Annotated in this window: 14 protein-coding genes; 5 read left to right on the top strand and 9 right to left on the bottom strand. The window is 54.0% G+C overall.

Features of this window, described 5'->3' with window-relative positions:
• Positions 1–22 precede the first annotated feature (22 nt).
• Positions 23–364, top strand: coding sequence for a hypothetical protein (locus tag ACQY5R_RS06690; protein WP_428606089.1), 342 nt, complete (start codon positions 23–25; stop codon positions 362–364).
• Here the strand turns inward: ACQY5R_RS06690 and ACQY5R_RS06685 are convergent.
• Both ACQY5R_RS06685 and ACQY5R_RS06680 read right to left on the bottom strand, forming a co-directional pair.
• Complete coding sequence (locus ACQY5R_RS06685; RefSeq protein ID WP_428606086.1) at positions 348–1,118, bottom strand: phosphatase PAP2 family protein; 771 nt, start codon at positions 1,116–1,118, stop codon at positions 348–350. The genes ACQY5R_RS06690 and ACQY5R_RS06685 overlap by 17 nt on opposite strands.
• Complete coding sequence (locus tag ACQY5R_RS06680; protein ID WP_428606084.1) at positions 1,118–3,037, bottom strand: LTA synthase family protein; 1,920 nt, start codon at positions 3,035–3,037, stop codon at positions 1,118–1,120. Before ACQY5R_RS06680 ends, ACQY5R_RS06685 begins: the two co-directional genes overlap by 1 nt.
• A gap of 130 nt (positions 3,038–3,167) precedes the next feature.
• Between ACQY5R_RS06680 and ACQY5R_RS06675 the strand changes: the two genes are divergently transcribed.
• Entirely contained in the window at positions 3,168–3,842 is a 675-nt protein-coding gene (locus ACQY5R_RS06675) for a response regulator (protein ID WP_428606081.1), read from the top strand.
• Positions 3,835–5,190 carry an ATP-binding protein gene (locus ACQY5R_RS06670; RefSeq protein WP_428606078.1) on the top strand — a complete coding sequence of 452 codons (1,356 nt, stop codon included), beginning with the start codon at positions 3,835–3,837 and terminating at the stop codon, positions 5,188–5,190. Before ACQY5R_RS06675 ends, ACQY5R_RS06670 begins: the two co-directional genes overlap by 8 nt.
• 62 nt (positions 5,191–5,252) lie before the next feature.
• Here ACQY5R_RS06670 and ACQY5R_RS06665 read toward each other — a convergent pair whose 3' ends face one another.
• Both ACQY5R_RS06665 and lysA read right to left on the bottom strand, forming a co-directional pair.
• Positions 5,253–7,202: a methyl-accepting chemotaxis protein gene (locus tag ACQY5R_RS06665; protein ID WP_428606076.1), complete on the bottom strand. Its 1,950-nt coding sequence runs from the start codon at positions 7,200–7,202 to the stop codon at positions 5,253–5,255.
• Between the two features lie 196 nt (positions 7,203–7,398).
• Complete coding sequence (gene lysA / locus ACQY5R_RS06660; RefSeq protein WP_428606074.1) at positions 7,399–8,652, bottom strand: diaminopimelate decarboxylase; 1,254 nt, start codon at positions 8,650–8,652, stop codon at positions 7,399–7,401.
• 169 nt (positions 8,653–8,821) lie between these two features.
• Between lysA and ACQY5R_RS06655 the strand changes: the two genes are divergently transcribed.
• Together ACQY5R_RS06655 and ACQY5R_RS06650 are read left to right on the top strand one after the other, a co-directional pair.
• A complete protein-coding gene (locus tag ACQY5R_RS06655; protein WP_428606072.1) occupies positions 8,822–9,238 on the top strand; it encodes an Lrp/AsnC family transcriptional regulator in 417 nt (138 codons plus the stop codon).
• 156 nt (positions 9,239–9,394) lie between these two features.
• The gene (locus ACQY5R_RS06650) at positions 9,395–9,649 is read left to right on the top strand and encodes a hypothetical protein (RefSeq protein WP_428606069.1); all 255 of its coding nucleotides are present in this window, start codon (positions 9,395–9,397) and stop codon (positions 9,647–9,649) included.
• Positions 9,650–9,898: 249 nt separating this feature from the next.
• On the opposite strand, the gene ACQY5R_RS06645 is transcribed toward ACQY5R_RS06650, so the two are convergent.
• The 5 genes from ACQY5R_RS06645 to ACQY5R_RS06625 form a co-directional block, all read right to left on the bottom strand.
• Positions 9,899–10,537, bottom strand: a complete 639-nt coding sequence (locus ACQY5R_RS06645) for a LysE family translocator (protein WP_428606066.1) — start codon at positions 10,535–10,537, stop codon at positions 9,899–9,901.
• 101 nt (positions 10,538–10,638) lie between these two features.
• A complete protein-coding gene (locus ACQY5R_RS06640; protein ID WP_428606064.1) occupies positions 10,639–11,358 on the bottom strand; it encodes a 16S rRNA (uracil(1498)-N(3))-methyltransferase in 720 nt (239 codons plus the stop codon).
• A gap of 3 nt (positions 11,359–11,361) precedes the next feature.
• Complete coding sequence (locus ACQY5R_RS06635; protein ID WP_428606062.1) at positions 11,362–12,141, bottom strand: ABC transporter ATP-binding protein; 780 nt, start codon at positions 12,139–12,141, stop codon at positions 11,362–11,364.
• Positions 12,138–13,133, bottom strand: a complete 996-nt coding sequence (locus tag ACQY5R_RS06630) for a FecCD family ABC transporter permease (RefSeq protein ID WP_428606059.1) — start codon at positions 13,131–13,133, stop codon at positions 12,138–12,140. The genes ACQY5R_RS06635 and ACQY5R_RS06630 overlap by 4 nt, the downstream gene beginning before the upstream one ends.
• Entirely contained in the window at positions 13,130–13,954 is an 825-nt protein-coding gene (locus ACQY5R_RS06625) for an ABC transporter substrate-binding protein (RefSeq protein WP_428606056.1), read from the bottom strand. Before ACQY5R_RS06625 ends, ACQY5R_RS06630 begins: the two co-directional genes overlap by 4 nt.
• Positions 13,955–13,958: the final 4 nt, after the last annotated feature.

The raw sequence follows: 13,958 nt of genomic DNA, 5'->3' as shown, positions 1-13,958 counted from the left end.
ATGACCACAGAGGAGATTCAAAATGAAACTGTTATCCAAAGCCCTGATTATCGCATCCCTCTCCCTTGCAGCCCTGACACAGGCCCAGGCTGGCCCCCGCCATCAAGGGAACAACGGCACATCGGCGCCAGGCATCGAGCAGCAGCAGGTGGCGTGGAACGGGTATGATGACGGGCACCTCTACTATCGTGGCAACAGCGGAAAACAACGCCACCATCACGGTAACCGCTCTTGGCGTCACCGAACTCATGATCGTTACTGGGTGCGCAAGCATTACTGGAAACGCCATGACCGGCCGAGCTACCGATACAGTTACCAATACGATCATCGGCCCTCTTCCGGGACCATTATTTTTCGTTGGTAATCACCGTGGCGGATAATCGGGAGGATTCCCACTCCCGATTATCCGCCGGAGCAAAGATATCCCGGGTTACGTGCTTTTTTCTAAGGAAGGCATACCAATACCAACCCAGGCTGTTAAACCAGCAGATAGCGACTGTCCACAGATCATGGGATATGAAGTGGGCGCCGCGAAGCTGCTGGGTAATGCCGAGTACCAGGCCCAGCACCACACCAATCATCAATCCGTAGTACTTCCAGGCGGGTCGTAACACAGAGAAAAAAAAGTAGAGTGCAACGAAAGTATAACCGGCGCTGGCATGTGCAGCCGGGAAACACCTTCCGTATTTGTAATCACCCGGGTGCGGCTCAAACAATCTGATGTACGGGTGCTCACCACCAAAGCGCAGCAGATCCCAGGGACAGTCGACATGGGTAATCTCTTTGCCGATACCGACTAGAAGACCCGATAAGGGCATAACCAACGCCAGATACCAGAGTGCCCGCCGGTAAGGTTGCAGACGCTTGATAAATTGACTGAGGATAGCGACTCCAAACAGCATCACTGCCACAATCTTTATCAATTCCTTGGCGTCGTTATGCAGGACTTCCGCGAAAAGATAACTGTGCCGTAATATCCACCCTGCCCCACCTGCCTGATAGATCATATCAGCCAGGTAGAGATCAATTGGACTAAACTCCAGCAAAGTCGCCAACAGGACGAACAACAGCAACGGAATCACCAAATGGTTACGCATGTAGCTGTTGTAGGATGGCATCAGTTGTACTTCCAGGCATTGAGATGCTGCGAGAAAATATAACTGGCCCCCTGATAATAGGCGATATCCCGCTCTATATCCGCATCAGTAGCCACCACTTCGGTTTCCACCGGATCGGGTGCATCGGGATTCACTTGCTTGGTCATCCGCTGTTTAGGACTGAGAATGGAGAGTCGATTCTCGGCATACAGACCCAGCTTCTGATAATTGCCGATCAGCGCACGCTCCTCCTCCGGCTGCATGGCAAGAATATTTTTACCGAAAAACGCCGAATCGTAATCCATGTTCAACAAGGCTAACAGAGTGGGCGCCACATCGATCTGACTCGAAAGGGTGTTCACCTTTTGCGCCGCGACATGCGCCGGACTGTAGATTAGCAGCGGAATATGATACTTGCTCACCGGTAAGGCGACTTTCCCGGCGCTACCCGAGGTGTGATCAGCAATAATCACAAACAGCGTATCCTTGAACCAGGGTTTCCTTTTGGCCTTGTCTATCATGTCGCCAATCGCCCAGTCGGTATATTTGACCGCGCCGGGCCGCCCACTACCGGAAGGAATATCGATGCGGTCATCGGGATAGGTGTAGGGCCGGTGATTGGTAGTGGTCATGAGGTGGAAAAAGAATGGCTTGTTCGCCTGGTAAGCGGTGTCCGCCGCCTTAATGGCCTGGGTATACAAGTCGTCGTCCGCCATACCCCAGGCATTGGTAAAGCGCATCTCCTCATCCGGGGTACTGGACTGGTCGATGATACCGTAGCCGTTTCCGGCAAAAAAGGTATTCATATTCTCGAAATAACCACGACCACCGTAGATAAATTCGACATCATACCCTTTCTGTTTCAAGACATTGCCCAGCGACCACAAGTTCGTTTCATGCCCGACACGCTTTACAATGGAGCGACCGGGAGTCGGCGGTATTGACAGTGTAACCGCTTCCAACCCACGAGTGGTACGCGTCCCGGTGGCATATAAGCGGGTAAACAGCATTGACTGATCCGCCAAACGGTCCAGATTTGGTGTCAGATGATCAGCGTTACCGAATGTGCCCAGAAAATCGGCGCTGAGACTCTCAACCATTACCAGAAAAATATTCAAGTGTCGCTCGCTTCCCGGGTTGTCGATATGGCGGCGAATATCAAAACTGGGGGCGGCCTCCCTTCCATCGGAAATCTCTTTCTGCAGAAGCGAAGCGGCCTTTGAATCAGGCAGCGTCTTATAAAATTTATAGTAATCCAGTTCATTGTTTTTAAAGGCGGCAATAAACTGATATGGGCCGTTACTGGCCAATTCATTTTGATAACTGTTGGTGGAGAGCTCGCGCAGATCCTGGTTGACCAGCAAAAAGCTCAACAGCGGCAGCAATAGTAGACCCGCGGCATAGGCTAAACGCTGCCGAAAAGGCTCCCGTACGCTCAATGCGAGCTTCACTTTTGCCCGGGACAACCAATAGACGAACAGGGTAACGACAAAGATAACGCCGAGATAGAGGGGCAATGGGTAGGATTCGCGGATGTTATCCGTCACTTCCCGACGATAGACCAGATAATCCACCGAGATAAAATTGAACCGGACACTGAACTCATCCCAGAACAGCAGTTCCGCCGCCAGGATAAAACCCAGACCATAAAGGGTGGCAAAAATGGCTAAGCGCACAAAACCCCTGTTCAAACGGGTCTGCCAGATTCGCTCAGGCACCAGCAGCAGGTATAGCGTGACCGGTATCAAGGCATAGCTGTAAAATGCCAGGTCATAGATCAACCCCAGAAAATAAGTCTTTATAAATGCTATGATCGACAGGTCGGCCTCGGGGAAGGCCATTACTACCAACAGCGTCCGGGTTACCAAGAAATACGCCAGAGCGATAAGCAGAACATATCCAATTAACGAATAACGGCTATTAGCGAATCGTGACTGCATCCAAATCTTTCCCATGGCAAAATCGTGAACCTATCCGGGCAAAACTACTTGAGAAAGCTTAAGGAAAACTTAAGCCTGCCGTCGCCTAATGCCGGTCCTTACGAAGTGGAGAGAGTGAAGGAAGAGAGCCATGCGGGTACTACTGGTTGAAGATGATCCATTACTGGGCGATGGGCTCAGCGTCGGCCTGGAACAGATGGGCTATACCGTTGACTGGATAAGCGACGGCAATCAGGCGGAAGTCGCCCTACAGGATAAGACACTGGATCTAGTGGTTCTGGACATTTCACTTCCCGGACAAGATGGATTGACCCTGCTGCGTAAGATACGCCACCAGGGAAATGCCATCCCCGTTCTCCTATTGACCGCACGGGATGGACTCGATGATCGAATAAAGGGATTGGATTCTGGTGCCGACGATTACCTGCCCAAGCCATTTGACCTGGAAGAGCTGGCCGCTCGTCTACGCGCCATCTCCAGGCGCCGCGTCGGCCGTAGCACGCCACTACTCAGACATGGCGACATCACCCTCGATCCAGCCGGACGCACAGTACTGCTCAATAACCAGCCGATCTCTTGTACCGCCCGGGAATATGCCATCCTGGAGGCGTTGCTGATGAATAGCGGTCAAGTACTGTCGAGGCAACGATTGGAAGAGGCGTTGTACGGCTGGGATGACGGGGTGGAGAGCAATGCCATCGAGGTCTATATCCACCACCTGCGAAAAAAACTGGGTAAAGCGACCATTCAGACCGTTCGTGGCGTCGGCTACAAAATCCCAAAACGGGTAGATGCCGATGACTAAACCCGTCTCTATCCGTAAACGCCTGTTATTGAGTCTGATCGGCCTGATTGGTATCACATGGCTGGGTATTTTCATTCTGGTCAACCGGGATGCAACCCATGAACTGGAGGAGATCTATGACGCCAGCCTGGCCCAGAATGCACGAATCCTGTTCGGCCTTCTACAACAAGAGATTAAAGAGGGTGAAGTTGAGTTGATACGGAATATCGAGCTGAACGATAAATTCCTGCATGACTATGAACTGAATATCGCTTTCTCGGCCAATATGGGGAAACTCATTATTCAGTCCAAAGATTCCCCGGACTTTCTCACGACACTACCCGAAGGCTTTAGCGACTACACGTTCAACGGAAAAAAATGGCGGGTGTTTACCCTGAAAGACGATCAGACCGGCCTGATCATCCATACGGCACAAAAACTCGAGGCGCGGGAAGAGCTGGTCTCCTACCTGATTAAAGATACGCTGGCGGTCATTATGTTTATCCTGCCGCTGCTCGGTCTGTTTATTTGGCTGGGTATCAGCCGCAGTCTCAAACCACTCAAACAATTGGTCAATGAAGCGGCTGGCATGGACCCTCACTCGCTCCGTCCGTTCAATACCGATGACGCACCGGCGGAAGTTTCACCGCTGATCAATGCACTCAATCAGTTGTTGGAGAGACTGAACCGGACCATAGAGAATGAGCGCCGTTTTACCGCCGATGCGGCTCACGAGCTTCGCACTCCACTAGCCGGACTCAAAGTGCAACTGCAGGTCGCCCTCAGGGCGGTCGATGATCAGCAAAAGGCCAAGGCCATGAATAAGGCGCTGGAGGGAATCGATCGTACTACCCACTTAGTCAATCAGTTGCTGACTCTGGCACGAGCCGACCGGGAGAGCGCATCAACCCTGTCATTTGTGTCAGTTGATCTTGTCGGGCTCGCCAGAGACGTGATTGCCAGCCTGCAAGAGGAGGCTGATAAACGCCAAATCAGTCTAAGCCTGGATTCAGGCCAGCCTCATTACCGGGTGAATGGCGAAACCACCATGTTACAGATCATGCTGAGGAATTTACTGGAAAATGCCATTAAATACGCACCGACACCCGGCCAAGCCGGTATCCGTCTATCTGGCGAAGCCGGTCGGGTCAGGCTGGATATCTGGGATTCGGGCAGTGGGATTGCCAAACATACGCTCGAGTTGATGTTCCAACGTTTCCGGCGCGGTGAACAAACCGATGCCAATGGGAGTGGCCTGGGTCTATCCATCGTGAAGAGAATTGCTGAAATACATGAAGCGGAGATTGAGGTGAACCACACCACGAACGGGAGCGGATTTCGCGTCAGCCTCCTGTTCCAACTCGTCTAATAAAAACCAGGAGGAACGGCTATTGCCCGGCTATCTGGGCAATAGCCGCGAGTGAATCCCTATCAGGCTGCGTTGATCTCCACTTCAAGCCTATCGATCAACTTAACGATCTGTTTGGAGAGCGGCTCCACCCGGGTATAGAGCACCTGGGCATCGGCAGCTCTCCCGGCCTCTTTCGCCTCCACAATCTGCTTGATTGTCTGGTGTAGCTCCTGGTGGGGAGCTTCAATCTGCTTCATGACCGGTAATTGGCCATAGTTTTTCAAACCTTCGGTGTAATACCACTTTCCAAAGATGCAATCATGATGTGAAACCGCCTCTTGTTTTGTCAGCATACCTTCTCCATCAAGATAGGCCCGTAGACGCCCTTTCCAGGCCAGATGTGCGGCCTTGGCCACGGAAAGATCCAAACCGGCTTTGGTATGGAACCGTGACATAACCTGATTCAATTGCTGAATCTCTTCACTGATGCGGGCATTGGAATCGACGGTTTGTCGGGCAGCCCGACGTGTGTTTTCCGCCACCTCGGCGATACTGACGATGGAGCGATCCACCTCGGCGGTTACGTGACTCTGCTCCTCGATGGCCGTGGCAATCTGCGTGCTCATATCACGGATCGTGGTGACCATATCGACAATCTTTTCCAGCGCGACACCCGCCTCCTCGGTCTGCTCTACGCTTTGTTGGGCAATCTCGCGGCTCTTGCCGATCGCCTTGACGGAAGCGGCCGCCTGATTCTGTAACCGCTCGATAATGTCACGTATTTTACCGGTAGACTCCTGGGTACGCTGCGCCAGGGTACGCACCTCATCGGCCACCACCGCAAAACCGCGCCCCTGATCGCCGGCACGGGCCGCCTCAATGGCGGCATTCAATGCCAACAGGTTGGTCTGCTCGGCAATACTGGTGATCACCTCCAGAACCTGGCCCACCTCCTGGGTATCGCTTTCCAGCACGTTGATAGTGGATGAGGCCTCTTCCACCTGTTTGGCCATGTTTTGAATACCGGTGCGGGTATGGTTGACGATAGTCTGGCCGGTTCGCGCCTCTTGATCGGCTTGTGAGGCGGCTTCCGCTGCTTGGCTGGTATTACGAGCCACCTCTTGTACAGTAACGCTGATCTCGTTGATGGCGGTGGCTACCTGGGTAATCTCCTGCTGCTGCTGAATCACACCCCGGTCGGTCTGGTCAAGCGTCTCGGTTGCCTGAGCGGTGGCGGAACTGACCTGATCGGTAACCTGACTCACACCTTTGATCATCTTGCCCACCTGCTGCAGCATATTGTTGTAGGCGCTGTAGGCTTGTCCGATCTCGTTCTCTTTATCCAGGCATTCAATCGGTTTGGAGAAATCACCTTTACTGACTTCACCCAAGTGGGTACGCAATTGATCAATCTCCTTCATTAGCACCGTCATGCCAAATACCCGCCCCAGAATCACCAGCAATAGGATGATAGAGGTCATGACAAAGGCGATCGTCTGCTGCAGCGCCACCGATTCGTTGGCCGCCGTTGCCATCATACCAACGGCTTTGTTCATCTCCTTCAGAACCTGGACAGACTGCTTCTGGATCGCCGCCAGACCGGTCTTGTCCGGACTGGCCGCGTACTGGGTGATCACTTGCTTGTAACCACTCCAGAGTTGTTCAACCGACTTGAGCTGTTTGAGGATTAGCGGATCCTTTACCGGTAAAATATTTTGTGCCGCATCGCCCTCGAACAGTGCCCGGTGCGATGACTCAAACAGCTTGATGGTCTTATCCATCACCTCACGGCTTTCCGCCTGTTGCGCCACCAACATCGCCTCTTTCGCCAATCGCTGACTGAGCATGCGTTGTCTTCCGGCTACATCGATCGAGTTGGAGTTGACACCCAAGCTCAGATAAATGGTGATCACAGAGACCAGGGCACAGAGAAAAATCAGCACGTAAGAGAACAGAAACTGACTGTTGATCGAGCGGATACCTATCCTGGATAGCATCCAGCGGATAATGCCGGTTATGGATTCGCGCATGAGTAGACCCCTGACTATTTGTAAATTTCCATTTCTACCGCCCGGGCGGCATAACCAAAAACCCATACTGGTGTTGCGGAAATTACTTCGGAATTGCTCTATGTAATGGCAACAAAGGCGTTGTCTGATGTATCGACAAAACGCCCCAATCCTTTAGTAGTAATAGGCAATATGACAAAGATCAGAAACCGCCTGTTTACCCATCCATTTCATAAGCCATCAGATCACTTTGTGGAATACGTCGCCTGATCAAGCGATACCGGTTCTGGCTCACCATCACCTCCGGAATCATATCCCGGCTATTGTAGGCGGATGCCATCACCGCCCCATACGCGCCAACCTGTAGCAGTGCCACCCGTTCACCGGCTTGGATGGCCGGTAAATCTGTCCGCTGCAGAAACCGGTCGCTCGTTTCACAGATCGGACCCACTACGCCACAGGTTTCCACTGGTCTGCCGCTTTCCACAAGCGGCATCACTCGATGCTCGGCTTGGTACAGGGCGGGACGTATCAGATCGTTCATACCGGCATCCAGTATCAACAACGGTAACGGCTCGACCTCTTTGCGATAGACCACTTCACTCACCAGCACCCCCGCGCCCCCCACCAGGGAACGCCCCGGCTCGATCGCGATCTTGACATTCAACTCCTGCAGTTCCTGGTGGAAGGTGTCGGCAACCCGATGATAGTCCAGATAACGACCCTCGCCATAATCAATGCCAAATCCGCCCCCCAGGTCCAGATGGGTAATAACATAGCCTTTCTGCCGTAAATCGTTCAGCAGATTTCGTAGTCGGCGACAAGCTTTTCGATATGGCGCCACATCCACGATCTGCGAGCCGAGATGGATGGCCAGACCGTGTAGAGCCAGGGCTTCACTCTGGACAATCAGATCCAGTGCCGTCTCAAGCTGCTCCAGCGGAACACCGAATTTGCTCCCCTTGATCGCCGTGGTGATATGCCGATGAGTGGCGGCATCCACTTCTGGGTTGACCCGGACTGAAACACCTGCAGTACAACCCTGTTGCCGACAAAGATCGGCCAATTGTTGCAATTCCGGAAGTGATTCCACATTGAACTGAAAAATACCGGCCTGCAATGCCGCCAGCAGCTCGGACCGCCGCTTCCCCACGCCGGAAAAGATAATGCGGGATGGTTGTATTCCCGCCGCCAGCGCCCGCTGCAACTCCCCGACTGAAACGATATCCGCACCAAGACCCGCATCGGCCATTAAGCGCAGCACGGACAAGTTACTGTTGGCTTTTACCGCATAGTGGATGGAAGCACCCAGCTTCTGAAAGGCAGATTGGCAATCCGCAATTTGTGCGGTAATCGCCGCGGACGAATAGCAATAAAAAGGGGTTTCCACCCGTTCGGCGATAGCATTCAGAGATACGCCATCCATAAAGAGCTGCCCATCGCGATAGTAGAGGCTGTTTTCGTTGTGCATCGACTTACTCCTGAAAGATTGAAAAGTTGTGTCGATACTACTGGTCTCCACACCCTGGCGGCAGCCGTAAATAGCGGGTTTTGGCCTGTGATTCGTCGCTTTAAACCGTGGAATTAACGGTTTAAGGGAGTACTGGACGGAGAAGCCGAAAAGTCGTGATAATCCGGGGGTGGATAAATTCGATCAACAAATCATCACTCGACTGAAACGGAATGCCCGGGAATCACTGGCCGCCATCGGGCGTGACATTGGCCTCTCCCGCAGTGCCGTGGCTGAGCGCATACAGCGGCTTGAAGAACGCGGCATTATCCGGGGTTACACACTGCAGTTAGGTGAGGCGGGCCAACGCGCGGTACAGGCGTATTTCCAGCTCAGCTTTTCCCCCTTCAAACTGGATAAGCTATTGCCTACCCTCCAAGCGATTCCGGAACTCCATTTCGGCCACGCCTTGAGCGGCGAAGTGGACCTGATTCTGTTTGCCGAAACCGATTCCATGGAACGCATCAATCAGATCCGCCGGCAACTGGAACAGTTACCCGACCTGAAACGGTTACTCACCTGCCCGGTGCTGCAATCCGTCACCTGAAATGCGTCAATACCAGGGGGACTGTTCCTCAGCATACTGGCGCGCCGACCCGACAACAACGATCCATCATCCCTATCCGGGGATTAGTAGCGCTGATTGTTCATCGATAACCGCCCGGGTTAAGCTGGAGCGGTCACTAATCAATACGGCCATGCTATGGATTTCCCCAGGACCCACGGTGCCGACCCGGAAAGTTCGGTAGTTGAAAAACACTATGCGGTCGTTTACGTACCCGGGAAAAAGCGTGCTCGGTTTCCAGAAAACTGCGTCGAGATCGTGGCTTCTCATGGCGACGCCCTGGAACAGGCTAATCTGCAGGAGCAGCGCTATCCCGCGCTGGTTTATGGTCCCTCCCGCTCCTCAGAGGGATTCCGCCTGTTCTATCTGATCGAGTGGCTTGAAGAGGTTTAACGGCTAGCCCGGATAATTCACGAAGGATTCGGGATTCAGGGCGATTGCGCCTAAGCAGTTTGTTCGATTGCCCGTAAAAGCATAGCCGTAGCTATGGTTTAAGGGGGATCGGGCAAAATGCAACGGCGCAGTCGTTCTGAAACCGAATAGGACAAACCGTACTTTTGTAAAAAAGTAAAATATTGGCATAGCAGGTTGATCTTTAATGCTTTACTTACAAAGACCGTCCGTCTTTGTGAAATAGCCGGGCTAGGAATCAAATCCGAGCCGCACACCGAAAAAGACCATAATCGAACCGGTCAGGCTGTCAAAATAGCGGCCGACTCTAGGACGGGATAACCAAACGGCAGCCCTCCCCACCATCAGCACCAGTACCAGTTGCCAGATATTGGCAATCAGGAAGTGCAGCCCGGCAAGAAACAGCGACTTGAGCAATGCCGGATCGGTCGGCTGTATGAACTGGGGCAGAAATGCCATATAGAAAACGACCGTTTTAGGATTCAGGACATTGGAGAGGAAGCCTTCGCGTAAGGAGGTCCACGCCGAAACCTGACGATGCTTGATGTTACCCGCCTCCAGCTTTAAACCGCTTTGACCGCGAAAGGCACTATACAAACTCTTACCGCCGAGCCAGATCAAATAGCCGGCTCCAGCCAGCTTCAGCAGCGAGAACGCCCAGGCCGATTGCATGAGAATGAATGAGATGCCGCCGGCAGAGACCGCTGCATGCACAAACAGGCCCAGGCAGATCGCAAAGCTGGTCAGCACGCCATCCCTAAAACCACCGCGCACGGTATTCCTGATTACCAGTAGGGTATCGACTCCCGGTGACACCGTCAGCAGCGTGATGGCGATCAGATAGGCCCAGAGATAATGATCAAAAAACATATATTACTTAATATTCAATAAGTTAAATAATAACAACCGCAACCATTACGGTATGGTCAACGCCGTTCACTATAACCCAGTTTTGCTAATAATCCTGCATTTCATGCACTGAACAGGCGCCCTACCAGAAGCGGCAGCACCGTCTCCACCCGATAGATACGCTCGCCCAAATCCAACGGCAGACAGCCGGCCGCCAATAACTTTTCGACCTCATAGGGAATGAAACCACCTTCCGGACCAACGCATATCAGTGCCGGTCGCACCAGCGGCTGTGAGAAATCGTCGGCCGTCGCGCTGTAGGGATGGGCCACTAAGCCCAATCTGTCACGCAATAAGTGGGGCAACTCGTCCTCGACAAAGGGTTTGAAGCGCTTTCTGATCTGCACCTGCGGCAACAGCGTGTCTTTCGCCTGCTCCAGGCCCGCAATCAGCGTTCGATGGATCTCCGTTTCATCCAACAGCGGGGAGTGCCAGTAACTCTTTTCCACCCGAAAGCTATGAATCAGGTAGAGCTGTTTGATACCAAGTTCCGAAATCATACGCAGACAGCGCCGAAGCATCTTGGGCCGAGGCAGGGCAAGCACCAGGGTCAAAGGTAGTGGGTCTGGGGCGGGTGCATGCAACGCCAATCGTAGCGTCGCCTGTTGCCGATCCAGTATCTCGATCTCCGCCACGCCCATTTTTCCATTGAGCACGCCGACTTTGAGTGTATCCCCCGGGCTGGCCCGGTGCACATCGAGGATATGCTGCAGACGCTGATCCCTGATGATGGCCAAATCGGGTTGTACCAAGTCCTCGTTTTCGAGCAGCAGCAAATTCATTGCTTACAGATTTCGCTCCCAAGGCAGTTTCAGTGTTTCGGTAATCGAAGTACAACGGCTGTTCAACCGCACGCCAAAAGCGTGTGCCATATTCGCCTCGGTCAATACTGTCTCCGGAACGCCTTCGGCCAGGGTTTTACCGGCCACCAACAGCATCAATCGATGGCAGTAGTGAGCTGCGAGGCGCAGATCGTGTAGCACCACTACCACCGCTCCACCCTTTTGACAGTAGCACTGTAACAGCGACATCACCTCAATCTGGTGTGCCAGATCCAACGCCGCAACCGGCTCATCCGCCAACAGCACATCCGGTTCTGCAACCAGGGCCCTGGCCAGCAGCACGCGGGAGCGCTCACCACCGGAGAGGGTATTGAACTGCCGCGTCCGAAAAGCCGTGAGGTCGGTTTCAGCCATTGTCTGCTCGATCAGCACTTCATCCGTCGGCCCCGGCTGTTGCCAATCGGAGAGATGGGGCAAACGGCCCAGCGCCACCAGGCGTTCGACACTCATCGGCCAATGTGCCGTGCCGCTCTGCGCCAGATAAGAGAGGCGCTTGGCCCTTTCACGGGGAGCCTGCTTAAGATAATCCGTGCCTTCCCAAAAGAGGTTTCCGGACAGGGGTGGCAACAACCCCGCCAAGAGGCGTAGCAGCGTGGTCTTACCGGCACCGTTGGGGCCAATCAACCCCAGCATCTCACCCGCCTGCAGATTGAAGTCGACCCCCTTCAAGATGGTCACGCCACCCAGCGATACGGCCAGATTATTGCCGTGCAGTCTGTTCATATCTGGTAACGCCGACTCTTGATAATGAGGTAGAGGAAAAACGGCGCTCCCACCAGCGAGGTCAAGACACCCACCTTGATGTCCGTTCCGACCGGAAACAGCCGGGTGACGATATCCGCCGCCAGCAACAGCGCTGAGCCACCCAGGGCGCTGCTCAACAACAGACGTGACGGTTGGAATCCTACCAGCGGACGTAACAAGTGGGGCACGACCAGACCGACAAAACCGATCGATCCGGTGATAGAGACCGCCGACCCCACCGATAGGGCTACCGCCAGAAAAATGCGCCAACGCAACCGGGATAGCGAAATACCCATGGTGCTGGCAGTCTCCTCCCCCAGGGTCAACGCATCCAGGGATCGGCCGGTCCCCAGCAACAGCAGCCAACCCAGCAGCACGCCGGGTAGCAGGGTCCAAAAATCGGTCATGCTGTGATTGGCGATAGAGCCCATCATCCAGAGCACAATCTCCCTCACCGCATAGGGGCTGGGAGCCAGATTCAGTAACAGCGAAATCATCGCCAAAGAGAGGGCATTAACGGCGACACCCGCTAAAATCAGTGTCAGGGTGCCGGCCTCCCGACCCGCCATCAAGTAGACCAGGAATGTGGCAATCAGCGCCCCGGCCACCCCACCCATAGGGACGGCCAGCGGCAACACGGTACCCAAACCAAAATAGAGCATGCCCACGGCACCCAACGCCGCGCCACTGGCACTGCCAATCAAACCGGGACTGGCTAATGGATTGCGTAACAGCCCCTGCATGGCCGCTCCGGCCAGGCCCAGGGTAGCCCCGGCAAACAGCGCGATGAGGGCCCGCGGCAGGCGAATTTCACTAAAGATCAAACCAATCACCGTTGGCGTATCCAACAGACTCTCGCGCGCCGCCTGCAGAACCGGCAAGGGGTTGGAACCGACAAATAGCGAAACGCCGAAAAGCAGGCAGACTGAGAGCCCCAGAAGCGTGACCAGTGACACCTGATGCTGTCTCATTGCGGCAGGCTCCGATGCAGGATCTCGACCGCTTCGGCGATCATCGGCCCGCCGCAAATCCAGTACTTATAGGCTACCTCGATCGGCTTGCGGCCTTCGGTCAGCCGTCGCAGTACCGGGTGTTGCAACATCTGCTGCCCCCGCGACTGGGTACCGGGCGCATAAGAGGAGGTAAACAGCTGAACCGGCTTTGCCAGGATCAATCGCTCCAGATCGATCGCACCGTAACCGACCACCCCTTCACTCACCGCAACATTGTCCCACCCGGCCAATTCGAGGGCACTGTGCTGTAAGGTGTGGGCACCACTGGTATACCCGTTGGGCTGATAAAATACCCCTTTGGGCCTGTGAGTCGGACGCTGTTGCTTGACTTGTTCCAGTCGGCTGTCCATATCGGCAACCAATAGTTCGCCTTGCGCTTTTTTGTCGATCAATCGAGCCATCAGACGAATATTGTCACGGATATCCTGAATATCGGAAGCGAGCGGAAACCGCTCCACCCGGTAACCCAGTTTCTTCAGCAAACCGACCAATGAACGATTGGTATAGGCGCCGGCCACAATCAGGTCGGGTTTCAGGGCAAGAATCTCCTCCGCCTTGCCATGGTTGACCGGGTACGCTTTCGCCTGTCGTGCCATATAGGAACTGTTGGGCTCCAATGCAAGATGACTGACCGAGGCAATTTGCCCCGGTTCACCCAACATCAGCAGCAACTGATCGGTACAAAGATTGATAGAGACGATACGTTGCGGAGGCTCTGCCGCATCGGCGATCAGTACCGTGCCGATGCATAACAGAAAAGTGAGTAATCCCTTGTTCATTATT

The sequence above is a fragment of the Sedimenticola sp. genome (assembly GCF_050289425.1).
Lineage (GTDB): Bacteria > Pseudomonadota > Gammaproteobacteria > Chromatiales > Chromatiaceae > Sedimenticola.
The sequence above is the reverse complement of the archived record's forward strand: the minus strand, read 5'-3'. Positions and strand labels throughout refer to the sequence as shown.

What these genes read in the sequence shown, in the direction of transcription:
- ACQY5R_RS06665 (WP_428606076.1), bottom strand. Translation starts at nt 7,202, where the DNA reads ATGCGCGAATCCATAACCGGCATTATCCGCTGGATGCTATCCAGGATA.
- ACQY5R_RS06625 (WP_428606056.1), bottom strand. Translation starts at nt 13,954, where the DNA reads ATGAACAAGGGATTACTCACTTTTCTGTTATGCATCGGCACGGTACTG.
- ACQY5R_RS06635 (WP_428606062.1), bottom strand. Translation starts at nt 12,141, where the DNA reads ATGAACAGACTGCACGGCAATAATCTGGCCGTATCGCTGGGTGGCGTG.
- ACQY5R_RS06650 (WP_428606069.1), top strand. Translation starts at nt 9,395, where the DNA reads ATGGATTTCCCCAGGACCCACGGTGCCGACCCGGAAAGTTCGGTAGTT.
- ACQY5R_RS06675 (WP_428606081.1), top strand. Translation starts at nt 3,168, where the DNA reads ATGCGGGTACTACTGGTTGAAGATGATCCATTACTGGGCGATGGGCTC.
- ACQY5R_RS06640 (WP_428606064.1), bottom strand. Translation starts at nt 11,358, where the DNA reads ATGAATTTGCTGCTGCTCGAAAACGAGGACTTGGTACAACCCGATTTG.
- ACQY5R_RS06670 (WP_428606078.1), top strand. Translation starts at nt 3,835, where the DNA reads ATGACTAAACCCGTCTCTATCCGTAAACGCCTGTTATTGAGTCTGATC.
- ACQY5R_RS06685 (WP_428606086.1), bottom strand. Translation starts at nt 1,118, where the DNA reads ATGCCATCCTACAACAGCTACATGCGTAACCATTTGGTGATTCCGTTG.
- lysA (WP_428606074.1), bottom strand. Translation starts at nt 8,652, where the DNA reads ATGCACAACGAAAACAGCCTCTACTATCGCGATGGGCAGCTCTTTATG.
- ACQY5R_RS06630 (WP_428606059.1), bottom strand. Translation starts at nt 13,133, where the DNA reads ATGAGACAGCATCAGGTGTCACTGGTCACGCTTCTGGGGCTCTCAGTC.
- ACQY5R_RS06645 (WP_428606066.1), bottom strand. Translation starts at nt 10,537, where the DNA reads ATGTTTTTTGATCATTATCTCTGGGCCTATCTGATCGCCATCACGCTG.
- ACQY5R_RS06690 (WP_428606089.1), top strand. Translation starts at nt 23, where the DNA reads ATGAAACTGTTATCCAAAGCCCTGATTATCGCATCCCTCTCCCTTGCA.
- ACQY5R_RS06680 (WP_428606084.1), bottom strand. Translation starts at nt 3,037, where the DNA reads ATGCAGTCACGATTCGCTAATAGCCGTTATTCGTTAATTGGATATGTT.